Raw genomic sequence first — 19,174 nt, 5'->3', positions numbered from 1 at the left:
GGAAGTTGAAATTCGCCAGGGCGATTGCTCAGGACAAACGGTATGGTTCACCACCACAGGCAGCACGCCCGATGCTTACGGAGCCTTTGGAATCACTCTGGAAGTCGGTCGATACTGTGTTCTGACGCACCGAGTGCCAGCGGATTACATGGGCGCAAGCTCCTCCACGTTCGATGTGGTGCAAGGTCCCGGAAACTGGTTTACGGCGTGGCTCCCGTACGGCGCCGTTGTGGGGTCAGTGGTCGCCAAAGATGCCTGGGGCGCCCGAATCGATGGAGTGAACGCGCTCGTGAGACTTGGGGCCTGCCCGGGCCAGGGTCGAGGAGTCTGGCAGAACGTAACATCCACGAGTCGATGGCTAGACGGAAGCTTCAGCTTCTCGCTGCTAGCCGGGGTGCACTGCACCACGGTGCTCGGTGTCCCGACCGGATACATCATTCCCCAACCGGTCGAGACGGATGTCCGTCACCCTTCCCCGGCCCAAATCGTGCTCTGGATACCTGCGTCTCCTTCTTAGACAAGATTTCGAAGGCTCCACGCCCAAGCTCCGCTCTCGTCCACGGAGGCGGGGGCATTTCGTGGCGAGATCGCTCTGGCACTATTCCGGGACCGTGCACGAACGCCATCTTCTATGGAAGATACATTCCGGGCTCAACTAGTTCCTGACAAGAATTGCCCAGGACGAAGGGGAAAACCATCATCGTCCATCACGCTTCCAATCACAGACTCCTGCCGATAGCTGGACTGCTGCTCTTGGTCTTGGTGTTGTCCGGTTGCGCAGGTCAAGCAAAGAATGCGCAGGTGCAGAGCCCGACCCCCTCCGCGGGTCCGACCGAATCGGCAATCCAACCGAGATCGACATCGACCGCGACCACGACCACGACCACGACCACGACCACAGTCGACCTGGCTGAACCCAGTTCATGGATCATCGACTTCACCAGTGTTGGGCCGCTTGCGATCGGGGCCGATTTGGAGGCGGCGAAGCGGACGATGACCGCCTTCGCAAGCGGCACCGGTCTGGGGAGCTGCCCCTCGCACTCCATCCTCTCCTTCGACAAAACTGGATATCCCAGTGTCTTCATCACCGAGAAGAACAAGGGCGACGGCCTGATAGAGCAGATCGTGTTGGAGGGAACGGGAGATTCCTCGGAATACCTAACCACGTCTCCGAGAACACGCACTGGAATCGGGATCGGAGCCACTCTTGATCAGCTCAAGTCCGCATACCCAGACATCACTTATCAGGACGACCACTACGCACTGCCCGACGGCCACGGGAATTGGATGAATTTTGACGTACTTGAGGGTCTGGTCAAGCACATTGTCGTTCGCCCATTGCCTGTCATCGCCAGGGAGCTCTGCGGCTAAGCGACGCGGACAGCCGAGACGGGGGGCGGCAACCGGGACCTCTGTTCACGATGAATCGGTGGCTGACAAGACTTGTATGTCGATTCGGAGACGCCCATAGCTCAGGATCTCGACGCGTTATTCCCCTGGAGAGTCACGAACTCAGCACTCGCCGGCGAAACTAACATCGCTTCTCTTCGCGGGTGGGTCGCACCAGCTCCAATCGCTTCAACACCATCGCCACAGGGCACCATAGGCTGGTAACAAAGTCCCCGGGCGAGGATCTCGGAGTCGTCCACGTGTGGGCGTTCACCAAGCATCCCCAGAGCGATTGGTGCCGGGGTCTCCCACTCGAGAATTCCACAATGCGCATTGAGCGAAGGCCAATCGAAGTCAACGCCCCTCTTTGCGAGACTTGTTGCGTACGCAGTCTGATTACGACGAACTGCTATCCGTTGGTCCAGATCTGGGAATGCTTCGAAGCCCGCACTCCTAAACGGTGGCGACGAGGCTGCTCAGGTACTTTCCGTAGCCGCTCTTCTGCAGCGGTGCTGCGAGCACGGCAAGCTGCTTGCTGTCGATCCAGCCAGCACGCCAGGCGATTTCTTCGATGCAGCCGACCTTGTGGCCCTGGCGGTCTTCGATCACGCGCACATACTCCGACGCCTGCATCATTGACTTGAACGTGCCCGTGTCGAGCCACGCGGTGCCACGGTCGAGAACCTGAACCTGTAGTTTCCCCGCCTCGAGATAGCGTTCATTGACGGTGCTGATCTCCAGCTCGCCGCGCGCGCTCGGCTCTATAGACTTTGCGATCTCGATGACCGAGTTGTCGTAGAAGTACAGGCCGGGGACTGCGTAGTTGCTCTTCGGCTTGGCTGGCTTCTCCTCGATGGAGATGGCAGTCATGTTGTCGTCGAATTCGACGACGCCGTACGAGGTGGGGTTGCTCACGTGGTAGGCAAAAATGCGTGCCCCGTCAATTTCCGTGTTGTTGCGGAGCGCTGAGCCGAGACCCGCGCCGTGGAAGATGTTGTCGCCGAGCACGAGGGCGACGCTGTCGTCGCCGATGAACTCCTCTCCGATGATGAAGGCCTGGGCGAGGCCGTCCGGGGATTCCTGCACGGCGTATTCGATGCGGATGCCGAGGCTGGAACCGTCGCCGAGCAGGGCCCGGAACTGGTCGTTGTATTCCGGAGTCGTGATGACGAGGATCTCCTTGATGCCTGCCATCATCAGCGTCGACAAGGGGTAGTAGATCATGGGCTTATCGTAGATGGGCATCAGCTGCTTGGAGATGCCCTTGGTGATCGGCCAGAGGCGCGTGCCGGAGCCGCCGGCGAGGATGATTCCGCGCATGGGCTACTTTCCTTCATTCAGTGCAGCGTAGAACGCCTTCGCGTCTGCCCAGGTCGGGAGAAGCCCGTTCGCGGCGGACTCGGCGAGCCCGGGGGCGTCGGTGTCTTTCGGGGAGAGCAGGAGCTCGCCGGCCTCGGGCGGGAAGACCAGGCCGATGTCGGTGTCAAGGGGGTTGATGCCGTGTTCGCGACCCGGGTTGAACGGTGCCGTCACGAGATAGCTGACGGTGGCGTTGTCGGTGAGGGCGACGAAGCAGTGCCCGACACCCTCGGCGATGTACACGGCACGACGGTCGGTGTCATCGAGGAGGACGCTGTCCCACTGGCCGAACGTCGGCGAGCCGACTCGGATGTCGATGATGTAGTCGAGCACCGCGCCATTGGTCGCGGTGACGTACTTGGCCTGGCTCGGCGGAATGTCCGCGAAGTGGATTCCGCGCACCGAGCCACGCTTGGAGACGCTCGTGTTCGCCTGCACCACGTTGAGCTTGTGGCCGATCGCTTCCTCGAGGCGGTCGAACCTGCCCCATTCCAGGAACACCCCCCGGTCGTCACCGAACTGCTTCGGAGTGATCTCGTAGGAATCGGGGATGGAGAGTTCGCGGATCTGCACGCGCAGAAGTCTACCAAGCACGTACCGGTAGCATTGAAGCGATACTTTCAGCAAACGGAATGGTCACCTCTTATATGAAGATCCTCGTTACCGGCGGCGCCGGTTTCATCGGCTCCAACTTTGTTCGTCGCACCATCGAAGACGCCTACCCGGGTCTGGAAGGGGCCGAGGTCGTCGTCCTGGATGCGTTGACGTATTCGGGCAACCTGGCGAACCTTGCGCCGATCGCCGATTCGCCCCGGTACTCGTTCGTGCACGGCGACATCCGCGATGCGGCGTTGCTCGACACGATCTTCCCGTCCCTGGACGCAGTTGTGCACTTCGCGGCCGAGTCGCACGTGGACCGGTCCGTGCGCGACGCCTCCATCTTCGTCGAGACCAACGTTCTCGGCACCCAGCAGCTCCTCGACGCCGCTTTGCGCCACAACCTGGCCCGGTTCGTGCACGTGTCCACGGATGAGGTCTACGGGTCGATCGCGGAGGGCTCCTGGAACGAGGAACGCGCCCTGGAACCCAACTCCCCGTATTCGGCGTCCAAGGCCGGCAGTGACCTGCTTGCCCGCTCGTACCACCGCACCCACGGGTTGAACGTGTCGATCACGCGCTGCTCGAACAACTACGGCCCGTACCACTTCCCCGAGAAGGTCATCCCGTTGTTCGTGACGAACCTCATCGACGACAAGCACGTTCCCCTGTATGGGGCGGGCAACAACATCCGCGACTGGCTGCACGTGGACGACCACACCCGCGCGATCGCGATGGTCCTCGTCGGCGGTCGTGCCGGTGAGATCTACAACATCGGCGGCGGCACCGAACTGACCAACCTCGAACTGACCCAGCTGCTGCTGGATTCCACCGGCAAGGACTGGTCCTACGTGGACCGGGTCGCTGACCGTCTCGGCCATGACCTGCGCTACTCGGTGGACATCAGCAAGATCCAGGCCGAACTCGGCTACGCCCCGCAGGTCCCCTTCGAGAAGGGCCTCGCCGACGTCGTGCAGTGGTACCGCGACAACCGCGCCTGGTGGGAACCCCTCAAGGCCCGCGCGGCACTCGGCTCATGACCCGGTACCTGATCACCGGCGCTGCCGGGATGCTCGGCCGCGACCTGCAGAAAGCCCTGACCGGGCGAGACGTGACCGCGTTCGACCGCGGTGAACTCGACATCACCGACGAAGCCGCCGTTCAGGCGGCCGTGACCGGGTTCGACGTCGTGATCAACGCGGCCGCGTACACGAAGGTCGACGACGCCGAAGCGAACGAGGACGCCGCCTACCTGCTGAACGCGGTCGGACCGCGGAACCTCGCCCGCGCCGCGAAAGCAACCGGAGCGCGCCTCGTGCAGATCTCCACCGACTACGTCTTCGCAGGCAACGCCGAGTCCCCCTACCAGGAGGACGCACCCGCCGCACCGATCTCCGCATACGGGCGGACCAAGGCCGCCGGCGAGGAATTCGTCCTCGCCGAGAACCCGGGCAAGACCTACATCGTGCGCACCGCATGGCTCTATGGGAAGAACGGTCCGAACTTTCCTAAAACCATGCTGAAACTCGCCGCCACCCACCCCACCCTGAACGTGGTCGAGGACCAGGTCGGCCAGCCCACCTGGACCGTGGACCTCGCCGCGCAGATCGTCGCCCTGCTCGACGCCGATGCCCCCGCCGGGATCTACCACGGCACCAACTCCGGTGTCACGAGCTGGTTCGGCTTCGCCCAGGCCGTGCTCGAAGCCAACGGCCTCGATCCCGCCCGGGTGCACCCGACCGACGGGGCCTCCTTCGTGCGGCCGGCACCCCGCCCGGCCTACTCCGTACTCGGCCACGACGCCTGGGCCAACGCCGGACTCACCCCCATGCGCGACTGGCACGACGCCCTCACCCAGGCCGTGGCCGAAGGAGTCCTCAAAACCGAATGATCACACTGCGGGTTATCGTCGACCAGATGATCGCGCCGGTTCCCGGCGGGATCGGTCGATACACCGAGGAGCTGACCCGGGCGCTCATCGCGAGCGCTCCGCTCAACTGCGAGGTTGAGGGCATCGTCTCCGCGTCCCAGCCCGAGCAGTACGCCGCCATCGAGGCGGCCCTGCCCGGGCTCGCCGGGCTCTACAAGACCGCACTCCCCCGCCGCGAGCTCGCCGCGGCCTGGCAGCTCGGGGTGACCACGTCCCCCGGGCCCGGCATGATCCACGCGCCGGGCCTGATGGCTCCGCTGCGCCGTCACGACCGGGTGAACGACCACACGCAGGTCGCCGTGACCGTGCACGACGTGCTCGCGTGGACGCATCCTGAGGCATTGACCCCGACGACCGTTGCCTGGACCAAGGCGCGGATGAAGCGTGCGCGGAAGCACGCGGACGCGATCGTCGTGCCGAGCCATGCCGTCGCAGCGCAACTCGCCGAGATCGTCGACCTCGGCGACAGGGTGCGCGTCATCGGGGGCGCCGTCGGCACCGGCTTCCGGCTGCCGTCCAACTCTTCGGCCACTGAGCTGCTTGCCACGGCCCTCGACCTGCCGTCCGAATACATCGTCACCGTCGGAACGCTCGAGCCGCGTAAGGGCGTCACGGCCCTCATCACGGCCCTCGGCCTGCCGGGCGCTCCTGACCTGCCGCTGATCGTCGTCGGACCGGACACCTGGGGCGAAGTCGACCTCGGTTCCGTCGCCGAGGAGGCCGGACTCACGCCGGGACGGGTGCGGGCGATGCCCGCGCTCACCGACGAGGAACTCGCCGTCGTGATCGCCCGCGCGAACGTGCTGGTCGTCCCGAGCCTCGAGGAAGGGTTCGCGCTGCCCATCATCCAGGGCTTCCACGTCGGCACCCCGGTCGTGCACTCCGACGCTCCCGCTCTCCTCGAGGCGGGCGGCGATGCCGGTCTCGTCGTCGAGCGCGAGGATGCCGCCGGGTACCCCGAACGCCTCGCCGAGGCCATCGCCCGGGTCCTGACCGACCGGGCCCTCGTGCAGAGGCTGCGCGTCTACGGCGGCGACCGGGCGAAGGCCTTCAGCTGGCGGGATTCCGCCGAGCGTGTCTGGCAGCTGCACGCAGACCTGTAGGGGCCGAGCGAGGCATCCACTCGAGCAGTATCGCCCTGCCCCGTGCTGAATTGCGGCCCGTCCGGGCGCGGTGAGGGCGTTTTCCCGGCATCTCAACCGGGGCTACGGGCGCGGGGCTACGGGGTGGGCGTCGCGGTGGCCGGGGTGAGGGCCGCGTTGATCAGTGACCTGATCACGGTGTAGTCGGGATTCTCCGGGTCGACGTTGTTCGCCGGGGTCAGCTCGACCGTGTTGATCGGGTGCGTCTTGGTCTTGGCGGCGAGCGTCACGAAGTAGCCGAGCATGCTCTGCGGGATGTCGGTCTTCACGACCTGGGACCCGGCTGAGGCCACGGACTCGAACTTGGCGAGCACGTTGGCGGGGCTGGCCTGGGCGAGGATCGCCTCCTGAAGCTGGTGCTGGCGCTCCATGCGACTGTAGTCGCTCGTGCCGTGCCGCGAGCGGGCGTACCAGAGTGCGTGGTAGCCGTCCATGTGCTGCATGCCCGGCTCGAACCAGAACAGCACGGTGGTGAAGGTGTCGTCGGTGTGGACCGGCACGCGTTCGGTCACGTTGATGTCGACGCCGCCGAGCGCGTCGATGAGCTCGGAGAAGCCCTGCATGTCGATGAGCCCGTAGTACTGGATGGTCAGCCCGGTGATGCCCTCTGCGGCGTCCCGCATGCCCTCGATACCGGGCTCGCTGCCGGCATCGATGGCCTTCGGGTACATCTCGGGGCTCTTCAGCTCGACCTCGGTGTAGATCGAGTTGAGCATGCACGCGTCGACCCGGCAGGTGTCGTGGTATCCGTATCCCTTGGGATACTCGGCGGCGAGCGGGGAATTCGCTACGAAGGGCACGTATGCGAGGTTGCGGGGCAGGCCGATCATGGTGACCTGGCCCGTGGTCGCGTCGATGCTCGCCACGGTGATGCTGTCCGGGCGGAGACCAGACCGGTCGGCTCCGGCGTCGCCGCCGAGAAGCATGATGTTGTAGCGCCCGTCAACCGGAGGGACCGTCGGCCCGGCCACGAAGACCGAGGACAGGAAGTCGCTCGCCGTCGCGGCGACGTAGGCGCCGTAGCCGGCCGTTCCGGCGATGACGACCATGATCACGGTCGCGAATCCGGCGATGAGGGGGCGGGCACCGGGGCCCGCCTTGACGAGGCGCACGAGCCGGAGGGTGTCGAGGGTCAGCACGACCCAGACGATGCCGTAGAACACCAGTACCGCTGCGGCGACCCAGAGCCCGATCGAGTTGGTGAAAGCCGTGAGCACGAACTCAGGCCAGAACAGGTAGGCGAGCCCCACGATCACGACAAGGCCGATCAGGGTGAACGTGCAGCGCAGGCCGAACCGGCCGAGGCTGCGACTGCCGGCGAGCACTTGCGCCGAGCCGGGCAGGACGACGTTCAGCAGCACGAGCCACCAGGCCCGTTTTGTCATCACACGGGCGGACCCGGATTCCGGGTTCCTGATCGGATTGGTGGCGATGCTCATAGCTTGGCTTGGAGATCCGAATTCTTCTGTTCGACCTGGGCGGCAAGGTCGAGTGCGTAGGCGACGAGTTTGTCGTGCAGGCCGGCGTCGGCGAGGGCCAGGATCTTCACGGCGATGAGCGCCGCGTTACGGGCCCCGCCGATGGAGACGGTCGCGACGGGCACTCCGGCCGGCATCTGCACGATCGAGAGCAGGGAGTCGAGGCCGTCGAGCCGGCTGAGTGGAACGGGAACGCCGACGACGGGAAGCGCGGTGACGGCGGCGAGCATGCCGGGGAGGTGCGCTGCACCGCCGGCGCCGGCGATGATGACCTTGAGGCCGCGCCCGTGGGCGTCTTCGCCATAGGCGATCATCTTCCTGGGCGTGCGGTGCGCGGACACCACCTGGACTTCGTAGTCAATCCCGAAGTCGCGCAGGAGCTGCGCGGCGTCGCTCATAACCGGCCAGTCGGAATCGGAGCCCATGACGACGCCGACGAGCGGCGCGTGCGGCACCGGGGGCGTTTCTCGGTTCTCCGACAGCGGGGTGGTTGCTATGGGGTTCTCGGGCACGCAGTCGATCTTAGGTGTCAGTCCTGAAAAAACGCCGCAGTGGCACGCGCTTCATAGGCGACGTCGTCCAGATCCGCCCCTCCCACGGTGACATGGCCGACCTTGCGGCCGGGTCGCGGGTCCTTCCCGTAGTTGTGCACCTTCGCCGACGGATGCGCGGCGAAAGCCGCCGGATACCGATCGGCGAGCGTGCCTTCAGCGGGTCCGCCGAGGATGTTCACCATCACCGACCACTCGTCGCGCGGCGTCGTCGCACCGAGCGGGAGGTCGAGGACGGCACGGAGGTGCTGTTCGAACTGGCTCGTGGTCGATCCTTCGATCGACCAGTGGCCGCTGTTGTGCGGGCGCATCGCCAGCTCATTGATCAGGAGGCGCTCATCCGTCGTCTCGAAGAGCTCGACGGCCATCACGCCGCACACGCCGATGCCCTCCGCGACCCTGACGGCGATGTCGGCGGCGACCGCCGCGAGTCGTCCGCTCGACAGCGGCGCGGGGGCGATCACTTCTGCACAGACGCCGTCGCGCTGCACGGTCTCGACGACGGGCCAGACGGCGACCTGGCCGGACGGGCGCCTGGCCACGAGCTGGGCCAGCTCCCGGGTGTACGGCACGTGCTCCTCGACAAGCAGGGCGCCGCCGTTGGCGTCCTCGGCGAGCGCGATGAACCAGTCGTCGACCTCGTGCTTGTGCGTGACCACCCGCACGCCCTTGCCGTCGTAGCCGCCCCGCGGCGTCTTGACAACGGCGCGGCCGCCGTGGTCGGCGATGAAGACGGCGAGCTCAGCCGTGTTCTCGACAGCCGCCCAGTCCGGAACCGGGAGCCCGAGCTCGCCGAGGCGCCGGCGCATCTCGATCTTGTCCTGGGCGAAGACGAGGGCCTCCGGTCCCGGGCGCACGGTGACCCCGCGGGCGACGAGTTCACGGAGCACGGCCTGGGGCACGTGCTCATGGTCGAAGGTGATCACGTCGACGGTCTCGGCGAAGGCGAGGACCGTGTCGAGGTCGTGATAGTCCCCCACCCTCGTCGCGGCGAGGCCGGCCGACATGCCGTCGGCCTCGGCCAGGACACGCAGGTCGATCCCGAGGTTCACCGCAGCGGGGATCAGCATCCTGGCCAGCTGGCCGCCCCCGATTACGCCGACTGTCGTGCTCATTTCGTCACCGATTTCTGTGCGACCCTTCATTTTCGGACGCACCGATTTTCAGTCTGAGGCGGTGTACGCGCCGTAGACTCGTGGATTGTTGTTCTATCTTCGCCCATAGACCGGATGGATGTATGCCGATTACCTCGGGAAAATCAGCACGGCTCGTCGCCCTCGCGATTCAGATCGCGAGCTTCGGCGCCGTGGGACTCGTCGGCTTCGCCGTCGACTTCTCGGTGTTCAATCTGCTCCGCACCACGGTCTTCGATCCGCACCTGGTCCACGCCGGGCCGATCTACGCCAAGGTCGTCTCGACCATCCTCGCCATCGCCGTGAACTGGATCGGGAACCGGTACTGGACCTTCGGCAAGAGCCGCCAGTCCCAGACCCTCCGCGAAGGAATCGAATTCTTCGGCGTCAGCCTCGTCGGTATGGGCATCGGACTCGCCTGCCTGTGGGTGAGCCACTACGTGCTCGGCCACACCAGCGTCGTCGCCGACAACATCTCCTCGAACGTGATCGGCCTCATCCTCGGCGCGATCTTCCGCTTCGTGCTCTACCGCTACTGGGTCTTCGCCCCGCACCGTCGCGTTGTCGCTCCGGTGACGGCGAGCCTAGCGACCATTCCAGATGGTCGTCTGGTCGGCAGCGAACGCTGATTCCTCGCGCCGCCGCGAATCGAATCCGGTCTGCGACTGCTCGATGAGGTCGTGCAGCACGCGCTGCACCAGGGTCGCATTGGGAACGTCCTTCAGCACGAGCGGCCGTTCGGAGCCGGAGGCGATGATCACGTCGCCGGAACCGCTCAGGGTCTGCAGCCAGGTCGTCCGCACCCTCACGTCGTAGCCACGGCTGTGCAGCAGCTCCTGCCGGGTCCGCACGAAGAAACCGCGCCGGAAGATGATGCGCCGGGTCGTGATCGTGTACCGCCGGTTCAGCCAGGACGCGAGCGGCAGGAGCCAGACCAGCACGACGACCGCAGCCGCGACCCAGAGCAGGGCGCTGTCCTGCCACGGCTCCGCGAGGTTGCCGTAGAAATACCCGGTTGCCGTGCAGACGCCGACCAGCGCAAGGGTCGGCCAGAGCAGCACGCGACCGTGCGGGCGCAGCGCGGCCACGACCCGTTCGGCCGGAGCCCCCGGATCTGCCGGGCCCGTCCCCCTGTTGTTCGTCATGACCCTATTAATACCTCAGGTGGGTCACATCGCCCGCCGCGACGGCCTGCGGCTCGCCGGTGGCCTGGTTCTCCACGATCAACCGGCCCGACTCGTCGAGCGCGATCGCGACCCCGACGAGGTCGTCACCGCCGGGCAGTTGCACCCGCACCTTCGAGCCGAGGGTGCCGCACAGTGCCGTGACGGTGCCAAGGAGACCGCTCGCGACCGGGTCCCCGTTCACCGCGAGGAACTCGGCCGTGAGACGGGAGAGTTCGATGAGGTAGCGGGCGAGCACGGCATCCGCCTCGGGGGCCCGGCCGGTCACGAGCAGCAGCGAGGTCGAGGTGAGCGTGGGCAGGTCGTGTTCGTCGAGCGAGAGGTTGAGGCCCGTGCCGATCACGAGCCCGCGGGTGTCCGGCAGCAGCTCTGAGAGGATGCCGGACACCTTGTAGCCGTCGATCAGCACGTCGTTGGGCCACTTCAGGGTGACCTCGTGGGCGGGGTGTTCACCGTCGTCGGGGCCGGCGGCCGACGTGCCGGCGGACGGGGCGCCCGCGACGAGGCTCGCCTCGACCTCTGCGCGCACGGCGATGGTCATCGCGGCGCCGGCGAGGAGCGGGAACCAGCCGAAGCGATCCACCGGGAGCGGGGTGCCCTCGCCGGCGCCTGTTCCGACGAGCGGGCGCAGCAGCACGGAGATGGCGAGCGACTTGCCGGTGGGGGCGAGCCAGGTGCGGCCGAGCCGGCCCCGGCCGCGGGTCTGGTTGTCGGTGACGACGGTCGACAGGTGCGGCCAGCCGGCGGCATCCGCCCCCGTCGCGTGGCCGACGAGCACGTCGTTCGTGGACCCGGCCTCGTCGAGGTAGTCGAACCGGCTCACCGCCTCACGGCTGAGTGGAAACTGCATCTGACCTACTTCCGCTTCCTGCAATTCTCCCGGAAGATGCCCCCGATGCCACATTTTGAACCGAATTTGCGGAATCTGCAGGAGTTATGCCCGCCCGGGGGAACAGAACGGCCAGCGATCGGGCCGGGTTTTGTAGGGTTTCGTCAACGGTCCGGGCCGAGGGCTGGCCGGTAGAGTGAACGGCGTGAGTGACAATTCGCCCGTTTCGGGACCAGATCTGTACACGACGGCTGGAAAGCTCGCCGACCTCAAGATTCGCTATCACGAAGCCGTGACCGCGAGCGGTGAGGCGGCGATCGAAAAACAGCACGCCAAGGGCAAGATGACCGCGCGCGAGCGTATCGAGCTCCTTCTCGACCAGGGCTCGTTCGTCGAACTCGACGAGTTCGTGCGCCACCGCACCCACGGCTTCGGCATGGAGAAGAAGCGGCCGTACGGCGACGCGGTCGTCACCGGCACCGGCACGATCCACGGGCGCCAGGTCGCGGTCTACTCGCAGGACTTCACCATCTTCGGCGGATCGCTCGGCGAGGTGGCCGGCGACAAGATCATCAAGGTGATGGACCTCGCCCTCAAGACGGGCGTGCCGATCATCGGCATCCTCGACTCCGGCGGAGCGCGCATCCAGGAGGGTGTCGTAGCCCTCGGCAAGTACGGCGAGATCTTCCGCCGCAACACCGCAGCCTCCGGCGTCATCCCGCAGATCTCGATCATCTGCGGCCCCGCCGCCGGTGGCGCGGTCTACTCCCCCGCACTCACCGACTTCGTGATCATGGTCGACAAGATCAGCCAGATGTTCGTCACCGGCCCCGACGTGATCAAGACCGTCACCGGCGAAGACGTCGGAATGGAGGAGCTCGGCGGCGCGCTCACCCACAACAAGGTCTCCGGTGTCGCGCACTACCTCGCGAGCGATGAGGCCGACGCGCTCGACTACGCCCGCACCCTGCTCGGTTTCCTGCCCGACAACAACCTCGCCGAGCTTCCGGTCTTCGACAGCGACGTGGAGCTCGAGACGACGGATGCCGACCGCGCGCTCAACACGATCATCCCTGACTCGCCGAATCAGCCATACGACGTCAAGACCGTGATCGAGCACATCGTCGACCGCGGCGACTTCCTCGAAACGCAGCCGCTGTTCGCCCCGAACATCGTCGTCGGCTTCGCCCGCGTCGAGGGCCGGTCCGTCGGCATCGTCGCCAACCAGCCCAACGCCATGGCCGGGACGCTCAACATCCAGGCCGGCGAGAAGGCCGCCCGTTTCGTGCGGTTCTGCGACGCGTTCTCGATCCCGATCCTCACCCTCGTCGACGTTCCCGGCTTCCTGCCCGGAACCGATCAGGAGTGGACCGGCGTCATCCGCCGCGGCGCGAAGCTGCTGTACGCCTACGCAGAGGCGACGGTGCCGCTCGTGACCGTGATCCTGCGGAAGGCGTACGGCGGCGCATACATCGTGATGGGTTCCAAGCAGCTCGGAGCCGATATCAACCTCGCCTGGCCGACCGCCGAGATCGCCGTGATGGGTGGCCAGGGCGCCGTGAACATCCTCTACCGCGCCGAGATCAAGAAAGCCGAAGCCGCGGAGGAGGACGTCAACGCCGTGCGCACCCGCCTCGCCAACGAGTACACCTACAACGTCGCGAGCCCGTTCCTCGCCGCCGAACGCGGCGAGCTCGACGGGATCATCGAGCCGGCAGCCACCCGGGTCGCCATCACCAAGGCGCTGCGTGCCCTGCGCACCAAGCGCTCGAGCCTGCCGCCCAAGAAGCACGGTAACATCCCGCTGTAGGGAGCGACCATGGCAGACGAAGAGAACGCCCGACCGGACGCACCGGAGGACACCCCCGCGGATGCTCCGGCGCACCTGCGGTTCCTGACCCGCGGCATCAGCCCGGTCGAGGCCGCGGCCGTGTCCGCCGTGCTGCACGGCCTGCTCCGCGAGGAGACCGGCAGCCTGCACAAGAAGCCGACCGGCGCCCGCAGCGGCTGGCAGGCCGGCCAGCGGGCCATCCGGCCGCCCTTCGTGTCCGGGCAGAGCAGCTGGGGCGAGTTCCGGGCCTGAACCGTCCGGGTCCTGGCCGGTCCCCCTAAATGCCGACTTTTGAATTGCGAACGGCTCGACCACTATAGATATTGCTAGGTGTCGCTCACTGAGTTACACAGCCAGAATTCGTCGACTAGGGTAAGCAGGCGAATTCTGGGGGCACGTCAGGGTGACATTCGGGTTGTCGCCCTGGCACAACGTAAAAAGGGGACCAGCCTTCGGGTTGGTCCCCTTTTTTTTGCGTTCCGGGCCGGTCCGTTCCCCGCAGGCCCTCAGGCGCCGAGGGCGGATGCCGTGGCCGGGTCTCTGGGGATCTCGAGCCAGAGGTCGACCTCGGGCTCCGGTGAGTCCTGTCCCAGGGCGCTCAGCCGGGCATCAGCACTGCTGAGGCCGACCACGGTCACGGCCGTCGCCGACCCTTCCCCCGCGGTGCGTGCGATGATCGTGTCGGCCGTCGATTCGCCGATGGCGGCGGCGAGCTGATTGAGGACGGTTTCGAGCTCGGCACCGTCGAGGTCGTCGATCGTGCCCTCGTCGAGAAGCGTCACGATGCCGCCACGGCGCCTGGCCGTCATCACCTGCTCGCGCACGGCGTCGTTGAGCAGCTTGCGGCCGCGGATCTCGTCCCGCACGGCGGCTTCGAGGTAGCGGCACTCCTGGCGGTCCTCCGCGTCGAGCTCGCCGCGCTTGTCGATGATGCGGCGCAGCATGGGGGACGCGAGGCGCAGCGTCTGCGCGAGGCGCACCTGGCGTTCGAACAAGTGCGCTTCCTGGGCGGCCTGCCACTCCGTCGCCTCCCGCTCCGCGAGCGCATACTGGCGGGCGTCACGCCCCGCCTTGGCGAGGGCGCGGGCGAGGAGGACGGCAACGGTCACCCAGACGACACTCCCGATCACGCCCATGTCGAGCAGCTGGGCCGGGCCGGCCCAGATGATCGTGTGCACGACGAGCGCGCCGACACCGACCCAGGCGAGCGCCGTTCGGCGGCGCGTCGCCGTGATCGTCATGAGAGTGCCGACGGCGGCGACGTACCAGGTCGCGTAGCCGTTCCTTGCGGAGCCGTCGAGCTGGCTGCCGACGAGGAGCGGGATCACGACGCAGACCGCGACGTTGAAGAAGGCGAGCGCAAGGCCCATCCGCATCGGGCTCGACGGCCAGAGGCTCAGGACCGTCGCGAGTGCGTAGAGCGCGAGCGCGATGATCGTCGGTCCCGGGGTGCGCGGCAGGTCGATGGAGTAGATGCCGAGCACGACGTGGTACGCCGAGAAGAGGCCGGCGAGGAACAGGACGAGCCCGCGCGGGACGGTGATCATCAGGGGGTCACCCCGCCGTCCTTCGGCCACTCGATGGTGATCGTGGTGCCCTGCCCCGGCGTGGAGCACACCGACACGGAGCCGCCGACGCTCTGCATCCGCTCCGCGATCGAGATGCGCAGGCCGAGGCGCGCGCTCGGGACGAGGGCCGGGTCGAAGCCGACGCCGGTGTCGGAAATCTGGATGGTGCATCCGCCCTGGCTGTTCGCACTCATCGTCAGCACCCGCTCGGGATCGGGCGCACCTGGGCCTGCGCCGGCGTGCTCCACGCTGTTGGCCATGGCCTGGACGGAGGCCGCGAGGATCGCCTCGGAGACGTGCGTGGGCACGGCGAGCTTCGGGATGGAGCACTCGACGATCGTGAACGGCCGGGCGAGCCGGGAGGCCGCGAGGCGGATCTGCCCGGCGAGCTCGGAGAAGCTCACCGTGCTGTCGTCGACGGCCGGGGTGATCGCTGCGTCCGTGAGGCGCTGGAGGGCGTCGGTGGCCATCCCGGAGGCGAGCTGCGCGGCCTTCGGGCTGCCGGCGGCGGCCGCGGCGAGGAACGTCGCGAGCACGCTGTCGTGCACGATCGAGTCCACCTGCACGCGCTCGACCTCGGTGGCGTGCTGGCGCACGGCGTTCGCGTACTTGTTGAGCGCATTCGTCTGCGCGGCGTCGACGGAGGCTGCCGTCTGCCGCAGCATGAAGATTATGATCAGGAGGACCTGGCCGAGGAGCGTCGCGTAGACGGCGTCGAGGGAAGCCAGCAGCGCATCCGCGTCACCGCCGGAGGGCAGCGAACGCACGATCCCGTAGGCGAGCGGGGCGGCGAAGGTGTACGCGCACGCCCAGCCGAGCGGGAACGAGATGGCCGCGCACGAGGTCGCGACCGTGCAGACGTACCAGAGCCAGGGCTTCCCGTCGAGGACGGCCGCCGGGTCCCGCATCAGGAACGGCCACCCGATCAGGGCGACGAAATACACGAGTGCAACGGCGCCGGTCGTGATGCGCACTCCGACCTTGGTGATCGAGGCCACTACGACGGCTGCGACCGCCACGGCGAGGGCGACCGGCATCGCGACGCCCATGACCGGCAGCCGCAACGGGATCTGCTGCAGCATCGCCGGGAGGGCCTGCAGGGAGAAGACGACGGCGACCCCGGCGACGGACCGGGAGATTACGACCTCGATCCGGGACCGGCTGATCGGGTTGCGGGGCTGGCGGATGCCGGGCGCCCGGATGCCCTCCGCCGCGACGGGTACGAGTTCCAGGCGGTCGGGAGGCAACCGTGTCGGGAGCTGCGGGATCGTGCCCGCTGCTTCAGCCGCGGCCATCTCCGCCATCCGGGTCCAGCCCCGGCAGGATTCCGTCTTCAACGGCCCGGCGCAGCAGGTCGACCTTCGTCGGCGCGGGACGCCCGACCTCGACGTACTTCACGCGGATCCGGTCGAGGTACTCCCGCGCGGTCGAGTGCGCGATGCCGAGCTGCATGGCGACCATCTTGAGCGGAAGGCCGGAGGCGTAGAGGTGCAGCACGTCCCGTTCCCTGCGGCCGAGCTGGGCCTTGGCGAAATCGCGGTCGGCGTCGATCGCGGTCGCCCATTCGAGGTTGTTGAGCACGTCGCCGCGTGCGACCGAGGCCACCGCGGCCATCACTGTCGTCGTCGGCGACGACTTCGGGATGACGCCGGCGGCGCCCGCAGCGAGGGCCTCGCGAACGAGGGCGACCCTGTCGGCGATGCTGTGCACGAGCACCGATGCGCCCGTGCTCTGGGCCAGGTGCACGTTGTCGGTGACGAGGGAGCCGTCGCCGAGGGAGAGGTCGAGCACGATCACGTCGCAGGGACGTCCGCCGATCCCGTCGACGAGTCCCTGGACGGTCGCCGCGGTTGCGACGACCTCGTAACCGACGTTCTCGCAGGCGGCCTGGATGCCGAGGCGGACGGATTCGTGATCGTCGGCGATGCCCACCCGGACCGGGTGGTCGAGCGGCGTACGCGCTTCAGCGGCGTGCGTCGAACCCAGGGTCGCACCGGCAGGGCCGGCGGGGGCATCCGCCGTCGTGGTCGGAGAGGTCGCGGGTGTTGTCGGGTGCGTCACTTGTTCCTACATTCTTCCATTGCACGTACACGTCAACGATAGCTATTTGGACAGCAGGGCGACGGCTTCGACGTGATGAGTGTTCGGAAAGAGATCGAACGCGCGCAGCTTCCGCAGCTCGTATCCGTGCCCGTTGAGGAGGGCGATATCGCGGGCGAGGGCGACGGGATCGCAGGCCACGTACACGATCTGCTTCGGGGACAGCACCGCGAGCTGGTCGATGACCTCGTGGCCTGCGCCGGAACGCGGCGGGTCGAGGACGACGGTCGCCGCCTGGTGCTTCGCCCGTTCGGCGGCGCTCGCGTCCCGGACCAGGCCGGCCAGGAAGCGGTCGACCCGGTCGGTGCGAACGCTCGCTCCGACCCATTCCGCGAGGTTCTCTGCGGCGAAGTCGGTCGCGTGCGCGTCGCTCTCGACGGAGGTGATCCGGACAGTGCTGCCGAACTTGTCACCGACGGCCGCAGCGAGCAGCCCGACGCCGCCGTACAGGTCGAGGTTGGTGGCACGGGGGTCGAACAGCTCGGGATCGATCAGGTCCTGGACGGCGTGGTACAGGGTGTCCGCAGCGCGGACGTGCACCTGCCAGAACCCGCCGGCGTCGAGACGGAATTCCCGGTCACCGACGACCTCACGGATCAGGGTGCGCGGGGTGGCCTTGGGCTTACCGCGCGCGTCCGGCTCCGAGACGAGGATCTGCACGGTGCCGAGGCTCGGGGAGACGACGTCGACTGAAGCCGCTCCGGGGAAACGCTGGTCGAGCGGGGCGGCCGCTTCGAGCATCCGCTCGGCGAGGGGAAGATCGCCGACGGGGATCACCCGGTGGGAGCGGGCCGCGTATGGGCCGACCGTGCCGTCTTCGTCGACGTGAAGGCGCACCCGGGTGCGCCAGCCTGTGCCGTCCGCCGCGTCGCCTGGCGAGGCGTTTGGGCCGAGCGGCACGGGTTCGACGACAACGTCGGACTCGATCTTCGCCATGCGCTTCAGGGAGTCTGCGAGCACCTGGCGCTTGAGTTCGCGCTGGAAGCCGAGTTCGATGTGGCCGAACTCAGCGCCGCCGGCCCGGTCGTCCGGGTCGCGCTCGACGGCAGCGGAGGCCCAGATGTGCGGCTGGCGTTCGCGGGCCGCGTCGAGGACCTCGACGGTCTCCGCGCGCCAGAAGCTCTTGTGGTTCGCGGAGGTGAGCCGGGCGCGCACGCGCTCCCCCGGCAGGGTGTCGCTCACGAAGACCACGCGGCCTTCGTGCCTGGCGATGAAGATACCGCCGTGAGCTACGTTGGTGACGAGGAGTTCGAGTTCAGTACCCACCTCGGCTGCGGGTGCGGGGAGATTCGCCGGTGTGTCATTGCTGGTGGCCATTGTTCGAGCATCCCACATCGCTTCTATCGCCGCTTATCTCGCCGCACAAAGGGAACCATGCGCCTCTATCTGGCTTCGACCTCTCCGGCCCGGCTCACGCTCCTGCGTGCCGCGGGCATCGAGCCGGTCACGATCGCGCCCGGCGTCGACGAAGACGAGGTCGCAGCGGATGCCGCCCGGACGCTGGGCGCACCGCTGACGCCCCGTCACACGGTCGAGTTGCTCGCTCGCGCCAAGGCGGAGGACGTCTCCCGGGCGATCGTCGCCCTGGACGCCGAGGCCGCAGACGGTGACGACGTGCACCTTGTGCTCGGCGGGGACTCCGTCTTCGTCATCGATGGCGTGATCTACGGCAAGCCGCACACGGCCGAGCGGGCCAGGGAACGCTGGGAGCTGCAGCGCGGCCGCACCGGGCAGCTCTACTCCGGCCACTGGCTCATCGAACACAGGGCCGGCGTGCCCGGCCGAGCCGTCGGGGCCGTCGCGGTCGCCGACGTGACCTTCGCCGACGACATCGACGACGCAGAGCTCGACGCGTACATCGCGACGGGAGAGCCCCTGTTCGTGGCGGGGGCCTTCACGATCGACAGTCTGGGAGCCCCCTTCATCACCCACATCGAGGGCGATCCCTCGACCGTGGTCGGCTTGTCGCTGCCGACGCTGCGCCGGCTCGTGCTGAGGCTCGGCCACTCCTGGCCGAGCCTCTGGAACCGCGCGAAAGCCTGACGCGCAGCGGGTTTCGAGGGCGCCTTGTAGGCATCCATAC

19 protein-coding genes are annotated in these 19,174 nt (G+C 67.3%); 8 read left to right on the top strand and 11 right to left on the bottom strand.

All coding sequences use genetic code 11. From position 1 onward, the window contains the following. Positions 1-801: 801 nt before the first annotated feature. Positions 802-1,371: a hypothetical protein gene (locus tag RHM57_RS01525; RefSeq protein WP_322189447.1), complete on the top strand. Its 570-nt coding sequence runs from the start codon at positions 802-804 to the stop codon at positions 1,369-1,371. A 471-nt stretch (positions 1,372-1,842) separates the two neighbouring features. Here RHM57_RS01525 and rfbA read toward each other — a convergent pair whose 3' ends face one another. Both rfbA and RHM57_RS01515 read right to left on the bottom strand, forming a co-directional pair. Next, positions 1,843-2,709, bottom strand: a complete 867-nt coding sequence (gene rfbA / locus RHM57_RS01520; protein ID WP_322189446.1) for a glucose-1-phosphate thymidylyltransferase RfbA — start codon at positions 2,707-2,709, stop codon at positions 1,843-1,845. A 3-nt stretch (positions 2,710-2,712) separates the two neighbouring features. Then, a complete protein-coding gene (locus RHM57_RS01515; RefSeq protein WP_322189445.1) occupies positions 2,713-3,321 on the bottom strand; it encodes a dTDP-4-dehydrorhamnose 3,5-epimerase in 609 nt (202 codons plus the stop codon). A 74-nt stretch (positions 3,322-3,395) separates the two neighbouring features. Between RHM57_RS01515 and rfbB the strand changes: the two genes are divergently transcribed. From rfbB to RHM57_RS01500, 3 genes are read left to right on the top strand one after another with little or no spacing between them, the layout of a single operon-like run. Continuing rightward, the gene (gene rfbB / locus RHM57_RS01510; RefSeq protein WP_322136409.1) at positions 3,396-4,385 is read left to right on the top strand and encodes a dTDP-glucose 4,6-dehydratase; all 990 of its coding nucleotides are present in this window, start codon (positions 3,396-3,398) and stop codon (positions 4,383-4,385) included. Further along, positions 4,382-5,236: a dTDP-4-dehydrorhamnose reductase gene (gene rfbD / locus RHM57_RS01505; protein WP_322189444.1), complete on the top strand. Its 855-nt coding sequence runs from the start codon at positions 4,382-4,384 to the stop codon at positions 5,234-5,236. Before rfbB ends, rfbD begins: the two co-directional genes overlap by 4 nt. Next, the gene (locus tag RHM57_RS01500; protein WP_322136411.1) at positions 5,233-6,378 is read left to right on the top strand and encodes a glycosyltransferase family 1 protein; all 1,146 of its coding nucleotides are present in this window, start codon (positions 5,233-5,235) and stop codon (positions 6,376-6,378) included. The genes rfbD and RHM57_RS01500 overlap by 4 nt, the downstream gene beginning before the upstream one ends. Positions 6,379-6,494: 116 nt before the next feature. Here RHM57_RS01500 and RHM57_RS01495 read toward each other — a convergent pair whose 3' ends face one another. The 3 genes from RHM57_RS01495 to RHM57_RS01485 all read right to left on the bottom strand — a co-directional run bounded on the left by RHM57_RS01495 (position 6,495) and on the right by RHM57_RS01485 (position 9,561). Then, positions 6,495-7,856: an LCP family protein gene (locus RHM57_RS01495; RefSeq protein WP_322189443.1), complete on the bottom strand. Its 1,362-nt coding sequence runs from the start codon at positions 7,854-7,856 to the stop codon at positions 6,495-6,497. Further along, the gene (gene purE / locus RHM57_RS01490) at positions 7,853-8,320 is read right to left on the bottom strand and encodes a 5-(carboxyamino)imidazole ribonucleotide mutase (protein ID WP_322137349.1); all 468 of its coding nucleotides are present in this window, start codon (positions 8,318-8,320) and stop codon (positions 7,853-7,855) included. The genes RHM57_RS01495 and purE overlap by 4 nt, the downstream gene beginning before the upstream one ends. A 104-nt stretch (positions 8,321-8,424) precedes the next feature. Next, positions 8,425-9,561: a 5-(carboxyamino)imidazole ribonucleotide synthase gene (locus RHM57_RS01485; RefSeq protein WP_322189442.1), complete on the bottom strand. Its 1,137-nt coding sequence runs from the start codon at positions 9,559-9,561 to the stop codon at positions 8,425-8,427. Positions 9,562-9,683: 122 nt separating this feature from the next. Here RHM57_RS01485 and RHM57_RS01480 point away from each other — a divergent pair, with 122 nt between their 5' ends. Further along, the gene (locus tag RHM57_RS01480; RefSeq protein ID WP_322136414.1) at positions 9,684-10,208 is read left to right on the top strand and encodes a GtrA family protein; all 525 of its coding nucleotides are present in this window, start codon (positions 9,684-9,686) and stop codon (positions 10,206-10,208) included. Here the strand turns inward: RHM57_RS01480 and RHM57_RS01475 are convergent. Then, positions 10,164-10,724, bottom strand: coding sequence for a PH domain-containing protein (locus RHM57_RS01475; RefSeq protein ID WP_322136415.1), 561 nt, complete (start codon positions 10,722-10,724; stop codon positions 10,164-10,166). The two genes, RHM57_RS01480 and RHM57_RS01475, sit on opposite strands and share 45 nt — an antisense overlap. A 7-nt stretch (positions 10,725-10,731) precedes the next feature. After that, on the bottom strand, positions 10,732-11,613 hold the full coding sequence (locus tag RHM57_RS01470) for a biotin--[acetyl-CoA-carboxylase] ligase (RefSeq protein ID WP_322189441.1): 882 nt from the start codon (positions 11,611-11,613) through the stop codon (positions 10,732-10,734). 175 nt (positions 11,614-11,788) lie between these two features. On the opposite strand from RHM57_RS01470, the gene RHM57_RS01465 reads away from it, so the two are divergent. Next, a complete protein-coding gene (locus RHM57_RS01465; RefSeq protein ID WP_416172932.1) occupies positions 11,789-13,402 on the top strand; it encodes an acyl-CoA carboxylase subunit beta in 1,614 nt (537 codons plus the stop codon). Between the two features lie 9 nt (positions 13,403-13,411). Next, the gene (locus RHM57_RS01460; RefSeq protein ID WP_322189440.1) at positions 13,412-13,675 is read left to right on the top strand and encodes a hypothetical protein; all 264 of its coding nucleotides are present in this window, start codon (positions 13,412-13,414) and stop codon (positions 13,673-13,675) included. Positions 13,676-13,929: 254 nt separating this feature from the next. On the opposite strand, the gene RHM57_RS01455 is transcribed toward RHM57_RS01460, so the two are convergent. From RHM57_RS01455 to RHM57_RS01440, 4 genes are all read right to left on the bottom strand, one after another. After that, on the bottom strand, positions 13,930-14,970 hold the full coding sequence (locus tag RHM57_RS01455; RefSeq protein WP_322140663.1) for a hypothetical protein: 1,041 nt from the start codon (positions 14,968-14,970) through the stop codon (positions 13,930-13,932). Beyond that, positions 14,970-16,286 carry a sensor histidine kinase gene (locus RHM57_RS01450; protein WP_322189439.1) on the bottom strand — a complete coding sequence of 439 codons (1,317 nt, stop codon included), beginning with the start codon at positions 16,284-16,286 and terminating at the stop codon, positions 14,970-14,972. Before RHM57_RS01450 ends, RHM57_RS01455 begins: the two co-directional genes overlap by 1 nt. Beyond that, a complete protein-coding gene (locus tag RHM57_RS01445; protein ID WP_322189825.1) occupies positions 16,273-16,977 on the bottom strand; it encodes a response regulator transcription factor in 705 nt (234 codons plus the stop codon). The genes RHM57_RS01450 and RHM57_RS01445 overlap by 14 nt, the downstream gene beginning before the upstream one ends. 117 nt (positions 16,978-17,094) lie before the next feature. Further along, complete coding sequence (locus tag RHM57_RS01440) at positions 17,095-18,408, bottom strand: class I SAM-dependent RNA methyltransferase (protein ID WP_322189438.1); 1,314 nt, start codon at positions 18,406-18,408, stop codon at positions 17,095-17,097. A 57-nt stretch (positions 18,409-18,465) separates the two neighbouring features. On the opposite strand from RHM57_RS01440, the gene RHM57_RS01435 reads away from it, so the two are divergent. After that, on the top strand, positions 18,466-19,134 hold the full coding sequence (locus RHM57_RS01435) for a nucleoside triphosphate pyrophosphatase (RefSeq protein WP_322189437.1): 669 nt from the start codon (positions 18,466-18,468) through the stop codon (positions 19,132-19,134). The last annotated feature ends 40 nt before the right edge of the window (positions 19,135-19,174 follow it).

Source organism: Cryobacterium sp. 10S3 (assembly GCF_034344045.1).
GTDB classification, from domain to species: domain Bacteria; phylum Actinomycetota; class Actinomycetes; order Actinomycetales; family Microbacteriaceae; genus Cryobacterium; species Cryobacterium glucosi.
This window is presented reverse-complemented; position numbering and strand designations above follow the sequence as displayed.